We start from the raw sequence: 15,818 nt of genomic DNA, 5'->3' as shown, positions 1-15,818 counted from the left end.
GCCTCCCCTGGGGGCCGATGGCACGCATGACCGGGCGGCGGATCCTCTCCGCCGCCCCGGTCCTGCTCGCCGTCACCTTCGGCGTCTTCGCCGTCGCCGCGCTGTCCCCCTTCGACCCCGTCAAGGCCTACGCCGGCACCGCCGGCCTCACCGCCTCGCAGGCCGAACTCGACCAACTGCGGGCCAACCTCGGCGTGGACCGGCCGCTCGTGACGCGCTGGTGGGACTGGCTCGGCTCCGCGCTCACCGGCGACCTCGGCACCTCCGCCGTGATGCGCCAACCCGTCGCCGACGTCATCACCGCCCGCCTCGGCTGGTCGACGCTCCTCGCCGGCAGCGCCTTCGCCGTCGCCGTCCTCCTCGGCACCGGCCTCGGCGTACTCGCCGCGCGGCGCCGGGGCGGCCCGCTCGACCGGGCCGTGTCCGGCCTCGCGTACACCCTGGAGGCCGCCCCGGCCTTCTGGCTCGGACTGCTCGCCATCTGGTTCTTCTCCGTGCGCCTGGGCGTCCTGCCCTCCGGCGGACTGACCGACGCGGCCAGCGACACGATCACCGCAGGCCAGGTCGCCTCCCACCTGGTGCTTCCCGCGCTCGTCCTGGGCCTGTCCCAACTGCCCTGGTTCTACCTCTACGTACGCCAGGGCGTCGCCGACGCGCTCGACGAGGACCCCGTACGCGGCGCCCGCGCCCGGGGCCTGTCCGAGCGGCGCGTGCTGCTCGGGCACGCACTGCGCTCCGGGATGCTCCCGATGCTGACCCTCGTCGGCTCCCGCGTACCCGAACTGATCACCGGCGCCCTGCTGGTCGAGACCGTCTTCAGCTGGCCCGGCATCGCCGCCGCCACCGTCCAGGCGGCGACGTCCGTGGACTTCCCGCTGCTCGCCGCCCTGACGGTCCTGGCCACGGCCGCCGTCCTCGTCGGGAACCTGCTGTCCGACCTGCTCTACGGACTCGCCGACCCGAGGGTGGGCTTCGATGGCTGAACTCCGCCGGCGTTCACACGGCCGCCGCCCCGGGCGCTCCACCCGCGCCCTGCGGGTGCGCGTCTCGGCCGCCGTGCTGGCCGTCCTCGCCCTCGCCGTCCTGCTGGTGCCGCCGCTGGTCCAGCTCGACCAGCAGGCCGTCGACCTCGCGGCCAAACTCCGACCGCCGTCCTGGTCCCACCCCTTCGGCACCGACGACGTCGGCCGCGACCTGCTGCTGCGCTGCGTCTACGGACTGCGGGTCTCGCTGCTCGTCGGCCTGGTGGCGGCCCTCGTCGCCACCGTGATCGGCACCGCCGTGGGCGCCGCCGCGGGCTCCCTCGGCGGCCGCGTCGACCGACTCCTGATGCGGGCCGTCGACACCCTGTCCGCCATCCCGCACCTGCTGCTCGGGATCTTCGTCGTGGCCATGTTCCGGCCCGGGATCTGGCCGGTCGTCGTGTCCGTGGCCCTGACCCACTGGCTGTCCACGGCCCGCATCGTGCGCGCGGAAGTCCTCTCCCTGCGCGGTCGCCCCTACGTGGACGCGGCCGTCTCGGGCGGCGCCTCACGGCTGCGGGTCACTCTGCGCCACCTGGTCCCGGGCATCCTGCCCCAGGCCGGGTTGGCCGCCGTACTGATGGTCCCGCACGCCATGTGGCACGAGTCGGCGCTCTCCTTCCTGGGCCTCGGCCTGCCCTCCCATCAGGCGAGCCTCGGCACCCTCGTCCAGAGCGCCCGCGGCTCGCTCCTGGCCGGCGACTGGTGGCCCACGCTCTTCCCCGGCCTGCTGTTGATCCTGCCGACGCTGGCCATCGCCGGCCTCGCCGGCGCCTGGCACGACCGCCAGAGCCCCCGCCGCCGCTCGGAGCTGACCCTGTGACCGCCCGCCATCCCGCCCGTCCGATGCCCGACGCCTCGACGCCCGACGCCTCGACGCCCGACGCCTCGACGCCCGCCGCCGTCCTCACCGTCGAGGGGCTCTCGGTGCGGTTCCGGATGCGGGGCGGGCGGCGCCGAGCGCACCACGTCGAGGCCGTCACCGACGCCCGTTTCGAGCTGCGGGCGGGGGAGTGCCTGACCCTCGTCGGCGAGAGCGGCTGCGGGAAGTCCGTCCTGGCCTCCGCCCTGCTCGGACTCCTCCCCGGCAACGCGGAGACCTCGGGCTCCGCCCGCCTCGCCGACGGCCTCGACCTGCTCGCCGCCGACGAGACCACCCTCGCCCGGAAGGTGCGCGGCCGACGCGTCGCCCTGGTCCCGCAGAGCCCCGCCGCGCACCTCACCCCGGTCCGCACGGTCCGCTCCCACCTGGAGGAAACCGTCCGGGAACTCACCGACCCCGGCACGGCGGGCTCGGCGGGATCCCGGAGGAAGGCCGTGCGCGCCGCCGCCGAGGCCGCCGCCGAGCGGGCCGCCTTCCCCGCGAGCCACCTCGACCGCCACCCCCACGAGCTGTCGGGCGGCCTCGCCCAACGGGCCGCCACCGCCCTCGCGCTCATCGGGGACGCGCCCCTGCTCCTCGCCGACGAGCCGACCACCGGCCTCGACCGGGACCTCGTCCACCGCACCGTCGACGAACTGCGTGCCCACACCCGCGACACCGGCCGCGCCCTGCTGATGATCACCCACGACCTGGCCGCCGCCCAGCGGATCGCCGACACCGTCGCCGTCATGTACGCCGGCCGCATCGTGGAGATCGCCCCCGCCGCGACGTTCTTCCACGGGCCCGGCCCCCGCCACCCCTACGCCCGGGGCCTGCTCGACGCCCTGCCCGAACGGGCCTTCACCCCCATCCCCGGCGCCCCGCCCGAACTGGGCGCCCTCCCGCCCGGCTGCGCCTTCGCCCCCCGCTGCCCCCTCGCCGACGCCGACTGCCGCACCGACCGGCCGGCCCTCACCGAAGGAGTGGCCTGCCACCGTGCTTGAGCTCCACGGCATCACCGCCGGCTACGACCGCCGCCACCCCGTCGTCCGGGACGCGCACCTGACCCTGGCACCCGGCGAAGCCCTCGGCCTGCTCGGCCCCAGCGGCTGCGGCAAGTCCACCCTCGCCCGCGTCGCCGCCCTGCTGCACCGACCCGACGCGGGGACCGTCACCCTCGACGGCCGCACCGTCACCGGCTTCCGGCACCGGGCCCCGCGCGCCCTGCGCGTCGACGTCGGCGTCGTCTTCCAGCAGCCCCGCCTGGCGGCCGACCCCCGCCTGCGGCTCCACGACCTCGTCGCGGAACCGCTCCGGGCCACGGGGCGACGTAGGGAAGCGGCCTCGGCCGTCGCCGCGCTCGCCGACCGGGTCGGCCTCGGGCCCGACCTGCTCGCCCGACGCCCCCACGAGGTCAGCGACGGGCAACTGCAACGCGCCTGCCTCGCAAGGGCATTGGTGCTGCGCCCGCGCTGGCTCGTCTGCGACGAGATGACCGCGATGCTCGACGCCTCCACCACCGCGGCCCTGGTCGCCGTCGTGGAGGAGTACCGCGCCGAGACCGGCGCCGGGCTGCTCGCCGTCGGCCACGACCCGGTGCTGCTCGGGCGCTGGTGCGACCGTACGACCCACTGGGAGGACATCGCGCGCGGTTGACCCACCGATCGGCGCTTGCCGATCGACTGTTGCGCGTACGTGAATCCTCCCGAACATCCATGGACTCCTCGGGCCGTGCGATCTAGCGTCCGTTGGCGGCGGCGCGACGTCAGACACGGTGTCAACAGGCTTGACACCGAAGGAGGTTGACCTGATGTTCCGGTTGCGAAGAACAATGGACTGCGCGGTGGTCCCCGCGCTCGCCGTCCTGACGGTGGCGTACGGGCTCGTCCCGACCGCGCGGGCCGAGGAGATCCCCAAGGCGCCCGGCCACCGCCTGGTCAGCCACTACGACGGCGCCCCCGCGACCGCCGCGGCGCTGCCCGGTGACGCCCCGCCGCAACACCCCTTCCTGGCGCCCAACGGCCGCAGCGGCATGCACGCCGACGCCTCCGGCAGCGCCACGGTCCCCTGGTCCGGACCGCTCGGCAGGAACCCGAAGGTCACCAGCGAGAAGATCGCCGCCCTCGGCGGGGAATGCGCCACCGCCACTTTCGACGCCGGCGGCCGGCTGGTCACCGTGTGCGGAACGTTCTCCGGCTTCAAGGTCAAGCTCCTGGAGCCCCGTACGCTCGCCACGCTCGCGGAGTACTCCCTCCCGCAGCGCTCCTCGACGGTCGAGGCGATCACCTCGCTCGACTTCTCGAAGATCTTCAAGGACACCTCGGGCGGCGCCTACTTCTACCTGGACGACCGGGACCGGGCCGTGCTGGCCGACTCCCGCCAGCACATCCTGCGCCTGTCCCACTCCCAAAACCCCGACGGCAGCTGGAAGTTCACCGTCGACGACGACTGGGACCTCACCGGACAGGTCCCGCACGACTGCGTCGGCTGGACCAACCTGCGCCCCGAGGGCACCTGCGACCCCGTGACGTCCGTCATGCCCGACTGGGACGGCCGCATCTGGTGGGTCACCCGCCAGGGCCGCGTCGGCACCGTCGACCCCACCACCTCGCGGATCCGCTCCGTCCGGCTGGAGGGCGAGGAGATCCAGAACTCCTTCTCGGTCGCCGAGGACGGCGTCTCCATCGTCACCGACCACGCCCTCTACGGCTTCCGCGCCGGCGCCGACGGCACCCCCGAGGCGCAGTGGCGCGAGACCTACGACCGCGGCACCGGGACCAAACCCGGCTCCGTCAACCAGGGTTCGGGCACCACCCCGGACCTCTTCGGCGACGGCTACGTCGCGATCACCGACAACGCCGACGACCGCATGAACGTCCTGGTCTACAAGCGGGGCGCCGACATCCCCGCCGGCCACAGACTGATCTGCAAGGTGCCCGTCTTCCGATCCGGCGCCTCGACCACCGACAACTCCCTGATCACCTGGGGCAACAGCATCGTCGTCGAAAACAACTACGGCTACGAGAACCCCACCTCGCTGCTCCTCGGCACGTCCGTCGTCGGCGGTGTCACGCGCGTCGACGTCCGCCCCGACGGCAGCGGCTGCGACACCGTGTGGGAGAGCGATGTCCGCTCACCCTCGACCGTTCCCAAACTCTCCACCGGCAACGGGCTCCTCTACTTCTACGAGAAGGAGCCCAACCGCTGGGGCATCGACGCCTGGTACCTCACCGCCGTCGACTTCCGCACCGGCGAGCGCCGCTGGCGGCGACTGACCGGCACCGGACCGCTGTACGACAACAACTGGGCGCCGATCACCCTCGGCCCCGACGGCACGGCCTACGTCGGCGTGTTCAACGGCATCGTCGCGGTCCGCGACACGTGATCGGGGAGGGGTGGACGGAGTGACGGGCTGACGGGCCGGCGGGCCGGCGGGCGTCGGTGCGGCGCCCGTCACTCGCCCGGCCGCCACAACGGATGCTCGCGCTCCGCCCACCACCGACCAACGAAACCGGTGCGCAGCCCCCGCCGCGCCTCCGGGTCGCCCCACGCCTTGCCGATGTGCCCGGCCAGGACGAGCCCCACCGCGAGCGCGAGCCACTCGTGCACGAACGCCGCCCCGCCACGCACCACGAGCGGCGCCAGGCCGGTGAACCACATCGGCAGCCCCGTACCCGCCAGTACCAGGACGGCGCCGGCCAGCCAGGCCGCGTACACCTTCTGCCCGGCGTTGAACTTCCCGGCCGGGCGCGGCCCGCGCCGGCGCAGCGCGGAGCGCAGCCAGACCCGGTCGTGCGGCCCGAACCGGTTCAGCACCCGCAGGTCGCCGCGGAAGGCGCGGGAGGCCGTACCCAGCAGGAACGGTACCGGCAGGGCGATCCCGGACCACTCGTGCACGGTGACCAGGAGGTGGCGGCGTCCGACGAGTTGCGCGAGCGGCGGCAGGTACAGGCAGGCGGCCGAGAGCACGCAGACGCCCATCAGCGCGGCGGAGGCCCGGTGGACGCGGCGCTGGGCGGGGCCGAAGCGGCGTACGTCAGACGGTCGGGGCATCGTCGCGTCCGTTCGACGTGCCGACCCAGGCGTCGACGTCATAGCCGAGCTCCTCCCAGTAACCCGGCCGCACCTCGCGGGTCACGGTGATCCCGGAGAGCCACTTGGCGGACTTGTAGAAGTACATGGGCGCCACGTACAGCCGGGCCGGCCCGCCGTGGTCGTGGCCCAGCGGCCGGTCCCGCATCCGCAGCGCCACCATGACGTCGTCGCGTCGGGCCTGGGGCAGGGTCAGGCTCTCGGTGTACGTCCCGTCGAAGCACGTGAAGCGGATGGCACGGGCCTCGGGCAGCACCCCGGCGGCGTCGAGGAGCCGTGCCACGGGCACCCCCTCGAACGGGGTCGCGGGGACCCGCCACCCCGTGACGCACTGCACGTCACGGACCACCCGCGTCTGGGGCATCCGCCGCAGCGCTTCGAGGTCGTACGTGGCCGGCCGCTCGACCAGTCCGTCGACGGTGAGCCGGTAGTCCGCCGGGCCCCGCTCGGGCACGGAGGCGGCGACGGAGTAGTAGCGGAACCCGCCGCCCGCCGGGAGCAGCGCGGTCAGGCCGGTCGGATCCTTGCCGGCCACGGAGCCCAGCCCGGCTTCGAGACCGCGCCGCAGCCAGGGCGCGGCCGCGAGCCCGGCGACGCCGAGCCCGACCATCCCGAAGACCAGCCGCCGCCCGACCGGGGCGCCGTGGCCGTCGGGGCCGGCGTCCGGTGCCGCGGGGCTGCCGGGGCCGTCGGGCGCGGGGTCCGCTCCGGTGTGGGGTTCGTCCGCTGCTGTGCTCACCCGCCGATTCGACCACCGCCTCCGCCCGGGGCGCCAGGGTCGCGGCCCGCCCGTCAGACTTCCGTCACATCCGCCGCCCGGTCAGGGCTTCGGCAGCCCGGCGCAGGCGTCGGAGTGGCTGCCGGTGGGCAGGAGGCGCTTCTCGGCCGCGCTCAGGTCCCGGCCGGCCAGCTCGCAGGCCCGTGCCCGCCACCGTTCCGGGTCCAGGGGTATCACTTCCACGGAAGAGCCCTCGGCCCAGGCGAGTGCCCCGCCGTCCGCCGACCAGTCGCCGGTGGCCCCGTAGCCGGGGGTGAAGTGGTACAGCTCGGCGTGACTCTCCAGGTCCCAGAAGGTGAAGGAGTTGGCGGTGCCCACCGTGCTCACGGTGCCCGCGGTGGGGAAGCCGTTCAGCCACAGCACGCCCTGGTAGCTGACCACCTTCCACTTCCACTTGCCGTCCTTGGCGTCCTCGCCCGTCAGAGGCCGCTCCAGGTCGAGGATCTGGAGCTCGCCGGAGACCGTCACCGCGGCGAGCAGCCGGCCGCCCGCGTCGAAGTTCATCTGCCGCAACGGGCCGCGGAGCACGCCGATCGTCTCCACGACCGCGCCCCGCTCGAAGTCCCACAGCAGGATCTGCTCGTTGATCGTGCGCACCGCCGCCTGCTGGTGCCCTGGGCGGGGCACCGCGAACACGGTCGCCGCCGCGCCGGCCACTTCGGCGGCCTCCTGGACCGGGGGCCGGTAGAGGCGGCCGGCCTCGGTCCCCGTGCGCAGGTCCCAGCGGGACACGTAGGAGACCGCCGAGATCACCGCGTGGTCCGAACCGTCGAAGCCGACGTTCACCCAGGCCGGCGTGCGCCCCGTCCTCGGGTCCGGGCGGGCGGGATCGACGCCCGGCGGGCCGGGCAGGGTGATCCGCCGAGCCTCGGCGAGGACGGGCCCGCCGCCGGCCGGGGCCAGGTCCCACACCAGCACGCCCTGGCCGTCCGCCGTCACGGTCAGCAGCCGCCTGCCGTCCGGACTGAACGCCGGATACAGGCGGGCCAGGGGTGCGGAGGGCCGTACGGCCGCGAGCTGGCGCCGCTCCTTCAGGTCCCACAGGCGCAGGGTGGCGCCGTCCGCGTCGACGGTCGCGATCCGGTTGTGGTCGGCGTCGACGGTCCGGATCAGGGAGGTCATCATGGCGCTGTCGAACGAGGTGGGGCGCGGCACGGGGGCGGTGACGAGCGTCCCGGCCACGGCGAAGGCCACCTTCATGGCGTCGGGCGGCCCGGCCAGGCTGACGACCGGCGGCTGTCCCGTACCGGACAGGAACTCGTCCGTCTGCGCGGCCGCCGGCAGGTCCAAGGTGGAGGGCAGCCCCTCCTGGAGGTCGAGCACCAGGAACCGGAAGTGGCCGAGCGCGGGGCCGAAACGCTGCGCCGGGTTGATCAGGAAGCGCCCGGTACGGTCGAGCCGGGGTACGTACAGCGGACAGACCAGCCCCAACTGGGAGGTGCTGTACTGCCGTTTCACCCGGGGCCCGCCGGCCAGGTCCCACACCTGGAGGGTTCCCTCGGCGGTGCAGCGGACGAGGGTGGAGCCGTCCCCGCTCACCGTGACGGCGCCGACCTCCTGAGTCGATTGAGCCGATTGCCCTGGCTGCCCCGACTGACCCGACTGACCCGACTGGCCCGGCAACGGCTCGTCGTCCCGGCGGCCGTCGGAGAGCTGCCAGCGCACGAGCCTTCCGTTGGCCGTGGAGGCGGCCCCCTCCTGGACGATCCGCCCGATCACGCTCTCGCCCCCCGGCCCGAACCAGGCGTGCGAGACGCGCCAGCCGGCGGGCGGGGCGAGGTCCGCGCCCGTACGCTGCCCCGTGGCCGCCTGCCACACCCTGACCCCCTCGCCGGGGACGGCGGCGAGCACCCGCTCCCCGGTGGCGTCGAACCGCAGCTCGGTCGCGCCCTGGGCGTTCTGCCGCGCGGCCTCCTTGCCACGCAGTTCCACCTGGCGCCAACTGCCGTCCTTCGCACGAAGGCCCACTCTCAGCTGACCCTGGTACCCGGAGGAAGCGGCCGCGTTGCCGTCGGGGGAGGCCGTCACCAGCCGCTGCCTGTTCCCGGGACTGCTCAGGCGCGGCGGACCTTCGCCCAGGTCCGCGATGAGTACCTCGCCACTGCTCAGGCCGATCGTGACCTGGTCCGTGTCCTCGCTGAGCACGGCGTCCTCCACGTCGCCCTTGCCCTCCACCACGACCCGCTCGACGTGCCGCATGCGCAGGTACTGCTCCAGCAGGACCGTCTTGGCCTCGGAGCTCGGCGCCGTGCGGTAGGCGGCGGCCCCCATCAGGGAGGAGGTGACCACCGACACGTCGTCCAGCCGGGTCGCCAGCGCCGACAGCTGCGGGGACGCCGCCCGCCGCAGGTCCTCGTCGAGGCGGTCGTTCGCGAGCCGCAGCCGCCACGTCGCCAGACCCGCCACGAGCAGCAAGGCCACCAGGACGCACACGGCCACGCGGGCGCGCCGCCGGTCGCGCCGGCGCTTCGCCGCCTCCTCGGCCCGCCGGGCCACCGACCGGTCGAGGAACTCCGCCTCCTCCGACGTCAGCTCCGCCCGACGGCTGCCCGTCTGCTCCACGGCGGCGTCCAACGGGGCGCCCGTCAGGAGCTGGTCCCGGGCCCGCCCGTGCTCCCGCCACACCTCCAACTCCCGCCGGAACCCGGCCCGCCAGGACAGGAACGCGCGGTTCTCCGCCACCTGCCCGGCCAGGGTGGGCCAGGCGGCGATCAACGCCTCGTGCGCCAGCTCCACGCTCTGCCCGTGCTCCGGATCACCGCCGACGACCAGGATCCGCCGCTCCGCCAGCGACCCGGCGATCCGCCACCGCTCCTCGCCCGCCTCCGCCCGGCTCACCACGGCGCGCAGCGGGGCCTCACCGCCCGGCAGGACCCGCACCAGCGAGGTCAGCAGGCGCAGGGCCTCGTCCCGGTCGGCGTCGGAGACGCACACCTGCCAGGCGGCCTCCGCGTGCCGGCCCAGGGCGCCGCGCACGCCGCCGATCTCCTCGTACGAGTCGAACCGCAGCCGTCCGGCGGCCCGCTCGTCCCACAGCCGCGCCAGCACGAAGCCCAGCAGCGGCAGGGCGCCCGGCTCGACGCCGGCGTCGTCCAGCATCCGCGCGACCAACCCGGGGTCGTAGGACACGGCGGGGATGGCGGACAGCGGCCGCAGGATCACCTCCGACAGCTGCGCCCGGCTCATCGGCCGCAGGGGCCGCAGGGCGGCCCGGTCCAGGGCGGGGCCCAGGACCGGGTGGGACAGGGCCGCCTCCAGGAAGTCCGCCCGCAGGGTGACGAGCACCCGCAGCCCGGCCGGGGGCGGCTCGGGGAAGAGCAGCCGCGCTCCGTCCTCGTCGCCCTCCGTGCCCCGGGCGTGCGCGAGCAGCGCCTCCGCCTGGTCCAGTACGACGAGGAACCGGCCGGTCGGGGTCCCGAGCACCAGCCGCGCGGTGTCCAACAGCCCGCGCCGCGTCAGGGAGTCCTCCAGTTCCCGCAGCGCGGCCGCCCGGGGCCCGCCCCGCAGCTCCGGATGGGCCAGGCGGGCCAGTTCGGCCGCGAGGGCGGTGCGGACGGGGAGCCCGTCGGCGGCCCGCAGCACCAGCACCTCGTGCCCCCGGGCGCGCAGCCGGGGCGCCACCCCGGCCAGGGCCAGGGAGGACTTCCCGCAGCCCGAGGGGCCGACGAGGGCCACGTACGGGCGCGGACCCGCGTCGAGGAGCGCCGTCACCTCGTCGGCCTCGGCGTCCCGGCCGAAGTACACCCCCGCGTCGGACTCCTGGAACGTGACCAGCCCCCGGAACGGGGAGTCGGGGCTCAGGACCGGGGCGAGCGCGGGCACCTCCGCGACCAGGGTCTCGATCGGGATCACGAAGCTCTGCCGGTCCCCGGACAGCTGCGCGGCCACGACCATCCCGACGACGGCCCGCGCCTCCTCGTCCCAGACGGGACTCCCGCTGAACCCCTTGTCGACGGGCACGCCCTGCTGGTCGGCGCCCGAGAGCTGCACCCAGTCCTCGGCGGTCCGGCCGCGCAGTCGGCCCGCGTGCCAGACCCCGCCGGGAAAGGCGGCCGGGAAGCCGGCGACCCGTACGGGGTGCTCCCACACGCTCGCCGGCGAGGCCATGGGTGGCGGGACCACCCCGGCGGGCGGGCGCGGCGTGCGCAGGACGGCGATGTCCCCGGTGCCGTCCTCCCGCAGCGGCACCCAGTGCGCCACCTCGGCATCGATCAGGCCCGGCACGCCCGACAGGGGACGGTCCAGGGCGAGGACGCCGGTCGGAGCCGAGGGGTGGGTGCGCGGCAGGCCCAGCGCGTCGGTGACGACGTGGGCGCAGGTCAGCACCAGGTCGGGGGCGATGAGGAAGCCCACCCCGGCCGGGGCGCCGGCCGCGCCGACCCGGACGATGGCGGCGGCGAGTACGGCGTCCGCGTGCGTGGAACCCGCTCCGGTGGTCATCCCGCGCTCCGTCGTCAGGCGCTGTCCGGCTGCCCGGACGGAGCGACCGGGGCGACCGGGGCGGTGGGGGCGATGGGGTCGACCGGGCCGGCGGGGGCGACCGGGGCGTTCCACGTCAGGGTCACGGCGAAGTTGGCCGCGGTGGCGGTGCTCGCGATGACGACGTCCGCCTCGGCCGAAAGGGACACCCCGAACTCCAGGGTGATCTCGTCGGGCCGGTGGACGAGCCCGCTCAGCCGGCTCACGAAACCGTCCGCGACCGGCCGTATGCCGTCCACCATCTCGCCGAAGCTCCGGGAGGCCCGCGCCACGGCCCCGTTGCCGCGCCCGACGCGCGCCAACGAGTCGTCCACCTCCCGTATCTGTACGCGCACCACCCCGTCGGTGCCGTCCCCCAGGGGGACCTCGACCGTACGCACCTCGCCACTCATGCCCCGTCCACCCTCCCCGTCGGCCCACCGACCCGGCGCAAGGGGCCAACTCTCGCACAGGGCAAGGGAGTCGGGGCAAGAGTGCGGAACGGGTGCGGTACGGGATGGCCGAAACCGAGCCGTTCGCCTCGGGCGGTTCAGCGCGCCGATTCGAGCTGCCGCCCGGCCCGCTGTCCGGCGGGGTCGGCGTCGGCGTCGGAGCCGGGGCCGGGAAGGGTGGGCGGTACGTCCGTCAGGCTCGCCTCCAGGTCGTCCAGCGCGAGGCGGGCCGCGGTGATCCGCTGCCGCAGCTCCTCGGCGGGGTCGGTGTCGTTCGCGGCGCGCTCCCGCGCCCGCGCGTCGGCGTCCTCCATCTCCCGTGCCTCGTCGAGGGAGTTGAGGACCACGCCGATCAGTACGTTGACGAGGACGAAGGAGGCGAGCAGCGCGTAGGAGGCGTAGTAGACGATGCTGAACCGGGAGATCTCCAGCCCGGCGCGGACGGCGTCGGTCAGGCCGTCCAGGGTGGTCAGCAGGAACAGGGTGAGCATCGCCCGGCCGATCGACCCGTAGTGACCCGGGTCCGACCCCGCGAAGCAGACCCAGCCCACCATGGCGTACACGTACAGCACGAGCGCGCCGACGAAGAGGAAGCTGGCGGTGCCCGGCAGGCTGCGGCCGACCGCGAGCAACAGGATCCGCAGGTGGGGCAGGAAACGGGCGGTGCGCAGCACGCGGGCGAGCCGCAGGAGCCGTAGGACGGTGGTGTTCTCGCGGAGCACCGGCAGGAAGGCCGAGACCACGATCAGCAGGTCGAAGATGTTCCAGGGGTCCCGGAAGAATGCTTTCGGCCGGTCGGCGTACGCGCCCAGGCGCAGCAGGATCTCCAGCGTGAACAGGGTGAGGCAGCCCTGCTCGGCGAGCTGGAGGAGCCGGTCGTGCGCCGCGGCCAGCCCGCTGTACGTCTCGGCACCCATCAGCCCCGCGTTGAACAGGATCACGCCGAAGACGGCCATCCCGAACGGCGGGGCCTCGGTGATCCGCCGGCAGCGGGCCGCCAGTCTCCTGCGGCCGGATCCGGCCGGGACCGGTGTCGGGTCGGTCATCTCGCTCCTCGTACTCGGCGGTGCGTCCGTGTCGTCCGGACGCCGGCGCACGCGGGGCGCGCACGCCGGTCCGTCCTTCTAACGCCGCGCGGCCGAACCGGTTTCAGCGATTCGGTGATCCGACGGGCCGACGTCGGTCCGTCACGCAGCGCTACGGGCGGGCACGCGCCGTGGAGGGGAGAACGACCGACGGCCGGGCCGGAGGGACCGGCCCGGCCGTCGGCGCGGGTACTGCTGCGGTGCTGCGGTGCTGCGGGGGTGGCGGCTCGGCGCGTCAGCGATCGTCGTCGCGGCGCGCCGCCTTCTCGGCCTTCTCGGCCTGCATCTCCTTGATGCGGACCGCTTCCTTGCGGACCTCGGCCTGGGTGGCGCGCTCCTTCTGCAGCCACTCGGGGTTCTCCTGCTTCAGGGCCTCGATCTGCTCGGTCGTGAGCGCCTCGGTGACCCCGCCGCGCGCGAGACCGGCGATGGAGACGCCGAGCTTGGCCGCGACCACCGGCCGGGGGTGCGGACCGTTGCGCCGCAGCTCCACCAGCCACGCGGGCGGGTCGGACTGGAGGGCGTTCAGCTCGGTGCGCGAGACGACACCCTCCTGGAACTCTGCGGGGGTGGCCTCGAGGTACACACCCAGCTTCTTCGCCGCGGTCGCGGGCTTCATCGTCTGGGTGCTCTGGTGCGACGTCATGGGTCAAGGGTATCGAGCATGTGCGCTACCTCCGACCACGACCGGTAACCTGGCGGGGTGACAGGCTCGGATGCATCCCCTTCGTTCCGGCTCGCCTACGTCCCGGGAGTGACGCCCACGAAGTGGGTGCGGATCTGGAACGAGCGGCTGCCCGACGTACCGCTGACCCTCGTGCAGGTGCCCTCCGCGGAGGCCTTCGACCTGCTGCGCGGCAGCGGCGCCGACGCCGGATTCGTACGGCTCCCCGTGGACCGGACGGACCTCAGCGCGATCCCCCTCTACACCGAGACGACCGTGGTCGTGGTCCCGAAGGACCACCTCGTGGCGGCCGTGGAGGAGGTGTCGACCGAGGACCTCGCCGACGAGATCGTGCTGCACCCCCTCGACGACGTGCTCGGCTGGGAGACCCTCCCCGGGCGCCCCGCCTTCGAACGTCCGCAGACCACGGCCGACGCGATCGAGCTGGTCGCGGCCGGGATCGGCGTCCTCGTCGTACCGCAGTCGCTGGCCCGCCTGCACCACCGCAAGGACCTCACCTACCGCACCGTCTCGGACGCCCCTGAGTCGCGGGTCGCGCTGTCCTGGCCGGAGGAGAAGACCACCGACCTGGTGGAGGAGTTCATCGGCATCGTCCGCGGCCGGACGGTGAACAGCACCCGGGGACGTCCGCCGACGCCGCCGCAGCCCAAGCAGCGCAAGCGCGCCGACGCGGGCGGCGGCAAGCCGGGCGCGAAGACGGGCGCCAAGACGGGCGCGAAGCCGACGGGCAAGAGCGGCGCGAAGTCGGGCGGCAAGCCCGCGCGCGGCGGCTCCGCCGCCCCCAAGGCCGCCAAGCGCGGCAAGCCCCGAGGCCGCCGCTAGCGGGTGTCCGGCGAATCATGGCCGGGCCCGCTCGGGGTGTCTCGGGGTGTCTGGGGTGTCTCGGGCATGCCGCCGGTTCTCGCCTTGCGGGGGCGGGGGGCTGCGGGCAGGGTCGGAGGGGCGGGTTCCTCGTAGGAAGGTCGGACCATGCCCATCGCCACCGTCAACCCCACGACAGGCCGGACGCTGCGCACCTTCGACGCGCTCGACGCCGACGGCATCGAAGCCGCCCTCGCCGAGGCCGCCCGGACCGCCGCCACCTACCGGCGCACCGGCTTCGCCGAGCGGGCCGCGCTCCTGGAGCGCGCCGCCGACCTCCTGGAGGCGGAGGGTGAGGACATCGCCCGCACCATGACCATCGAGATGGGCAAACCGCTGGCGGCGGCCCGCGCGGAAGCCGCCAAGTGCGTCAAGGCCATGCGCTGGTACGCCGCCCACGCCGAGTCCCTCCTCGCCGACGAGCGGCCCGCCGACACCGACGTGCGCGACGCGGGCGCCTCCACCGTACGGGTGCGCTACCGCCCCATCGGCGTGGTCCTGGCGGTCATGCCGTGGAACTTCCCCCTCTGGCAGGTCGTCCGCTTCGCCGCGCCGGCGCTGATGGCGGGCAACGTGGGCCTGCTCAAACACTCCTCGAACGTCCCCCAGACGGCCCTGTACCTGGGCGACCTCTTCGAACGCGCCGGGTTCCCGCGCGGCTGCTTCCAGACCCTCCTCATCGGCTCCGCCGCCGTGGAGGGCGTCCTGCGCGACCCCCGGGTGGCGGCCGCCACCCTGACGGGCAGCGAACCCGCCGGCCGTGCCGTGGCCTCCGTCGCGGGCGACGAGGTCAAGAAGACGGTGCTGGAGCTCGGCGGCAGCGACCCCTACATCGTCATGCCGTCGGCCGACATCGCCCGCGCCGCCCGTACCGCCGTGACCGCCCGGGTGCAGAACAACGGGCAGTCCTGCATCGCCGCGAAACGGTTCATCGTCCACACCGACGTCTACGACGAGTTCGCCCGACTCTTCACCGAGGGCATGACGGCGCTCACCGTCGGCGACCCGATGCTGCCCGACACCGACGTCGGCCCGCTGGCCACGGAGGCGGGCCGCTCCGACGTGGAGGAGCTGGTCGACGACGCCGTACGGCAGGGCGCCACCGTCCTGTGCGGGGGCCGACGGCCGCCCGGCTTCGAGGACGGCTGGTTCTACGAGCCGACGGTGCTCGCGGACGTCACGCCGGACATGCGCATCGACCTGGAGGAGACCTTCGGGCCCGTCGCCACCCTCTACCGGGTGGGAAGCCTGGAGGAGGCCGTCGAGCGGGCCAACAACTCGCCCTTCGGGCTCAGTTCGAACGTCTGGACCCGCGACGACGCCGACCTGGAACAGTTCGTGCGCGACCTCGAAGCGGGCGGCGTCTTCGTCAACGGCATGACCGCCTCGCACCCCGCCCTGCCCTTCGGCGGTGTCAAACGCTCGGGGTACGGGCGGGAGTTGTCCGGACACGGCATCCGCGAGTTCTGCAACATCACCACCGTCTGGCAGGCTGCGGACCCGAACTGAGGTCGGCTGCCGAC

13 protein-coding genes are annotated in these 15,818 nt (G+C 74.4%); 7 read left to right on the top strand and 6 right to left on the bottom strand.

Annotated elements, in window-relative coordinates; all coding sequences use genetic code 11:
* Positions 1–17: 17 nt before the first annotated feature.
* The 5 genes from M4D82_RS05560 to M4D82_RS05540 all read left to right on the top strand — a co-directional run bounded on the left by M4D82_RS05560 (position 18) and on the right by M4D82_RS05540 (position 5,269).
* Positions 18–983 carry an ABC transporter permease gene (locus M4D82_RS05560; RefSeq protein ID WP_249764967.1) on the top strand — a complete coding sequence of 322 codons (966 nt, stop codon included), beginning with the start codon at positions 18–20 and terminating at the stop codon, positions 981–983.
* On the top strand, positions 976–1,845 hold the full coding sequence (locus M4D82_RS05555; protein WP_249764966.1) for an ABC transporter permease: 870 nt from the start codon (positions 976–978) through the stop codon (positions 1,843–1,845). The genes M4D82_RS05560 and M4D82_RS05555 overlap by 8 nt, the downstream gene beginning before the upstream one ends.
* A 23-nt stretch (positions 1,846–1,868) precedes the next feature.
* The gene (locus M4D82_RS05550; RefSeq protein WP_249771496.1) at positions 1,869–2,888 is read left to right on the top strand and encodes an ABC transporter ATP-binding protein; all 1,020 of its coding nucleotides are present in this window, start codon (positions 1,869–1,871) and stop codon (positions 2,886–2,888) included.
* Complete coding sequence (locus M4D82_RS05545) at positions 2,881–3,540, top strand: ABC transporter ATP-binding protein (protein ID WP_249764965.1); 660 nt, start codon at positions 2,881–2,883, stop codon at positions 3,538–3,540. Before M4D82_RS05550 ends, M4D82_RS05545 begins: the two co-directional genes overlap by 8 nt.
* 175 nt (positions 3,541–3,715) lie before the next feature.
* Positions 3,716–5,269 (top strand): hypothetical protein, encoded by a 1,554-nt coding sequence (locus tag M4D82_RS05540; protein ID WP_249771494.1) that lies wholly within the window; start codon positions 3,716–3,718, stop codon positions 5,267–5,269.
* Between the two features lie 68 nt (positions 5,270–5,337).
* Here the strand turns inward: M4D82_RS05540 and M4D82_RS05535 are convergent, their stop codons facing one another.
* The 6 genes from M4D82_RS05535 to M4D82_RS05510 form a co-directional block, all read right to left on the bottom strand.
* Positions 5,338–5,937, bottom strand: a complete 600-nt coding sequence (locus M4D82_RS05535) for a cytochrome b/b6 domain-containing protein (RefSeq protein ID WP_249764964.1) — start codon at positions 5,935–5,937, stop codon at positions 5,338–5,340.
* The gene (locus M4D82_RS05530; RefSeq protein WP_502988876.1) at positions 5,921–6,715 is read right to left on the bottom strand and encodes a molybdopterin-dependent oxidoreductase; all 795 of its coding nucleotides are present in this window, start codon (positions 6,713–6,715) and stop codon (positions 5,921–5,923) included. Before M4D82_RS05530 ends, M4D82_RS05535 begins: the two co-directional genes overlap by 17 nt.
* A gap of 81 nt (positions 6,716–6,796) precedes the next feature.
* Complete coding sequence (locus M4D82_RS05525; RefSeq protein ID WP_249764963.1) at positions 6,797–11,194, bottom strand: nSTAND1 domain-containing NTPase; 4,398 nt, start codon at positions 11,192–11,194, stop codon at positions 6,797–6,799.
* Between the two features lie 14 nt (positions 11,195–11,208).
* Positions 11,209–11,625: a CU044_2847 family protein gene (locus M4D82_RS05520; RefSeq protein ID WP_249764962.1), complete on the bottom strand. Its 417-nt coding sequence runs from the start codon at positions 11,623–11,625 to the stop codon at positions 11,209–11,211.
* 137 nt (positions 11,626–11,762) lie between these two features.
* Positions 11,763–12,710: an ion transporter gene (locus tag M4D82_RS05515; protein WP_249764961.1), complete on the bottom strand. Its 948-nt coding sequence runs from the start codon at positions 12,708–12,710 to the stop codon at positions 11,763–11,765.
* 274 nt (positions 12,711–12,984) lie between these two features.
* Positions 12,985–13,395, bottom strand: coding sequence for a DUF5997 family protein (locus tag M4D82_RS05510; protein ID WP_249764960.1), 411 nt, complete (start codon positions 13,393–13,395; stop codon positions 12,985–12,987).
* A gap of 57 nt (positions 13,396–13,452) precedes the next feature.
* Between M4D82_RS05510 and M4D82_RS05505 the strand changes: the two genes are divergently transcribed.
* Both M4D82_RS05505 and M4D82_RS05500 read left to right on the top strand, forming a co-directional pair.
* A complete protein-coding gene (locus M4D82_RS05505) occupies positions 13,453–14,256 on the top strand; it encodes a LysR family substrate-binding domain-containing protein (RefSeq protein ID WP_249764959.1) in 804 nt (267 codons plus the stop codon).
* 147 nt (positions 14,257–14,403) lie between these two features.
* Entirely contained in the window at positions 14,404–15,804 is a 1,401-nt protein-coding gene (locus M4D82_RS05500; RefSeq protein ID WP_249764958.1) for an NADP-dependent succinic semialdehyde dehydrogenase, read from the top strand.
* The last annotated feature ends 14 nt before the right edge of the window (positions 15,805–15,818 follow it).

Source organism: Streptomyces sp. RerS4 (assembly GCF_023515955.1).
GTDB lineage: Bacteria > Actinomycetota > Actinomycetes > Streptomycetales > Streptomycetaceae > Streptomyces.
Note: the sequence above shows the minus strand (reverse complement) of the source record. Positions and strands in the feature narration are given on the sequence as shown.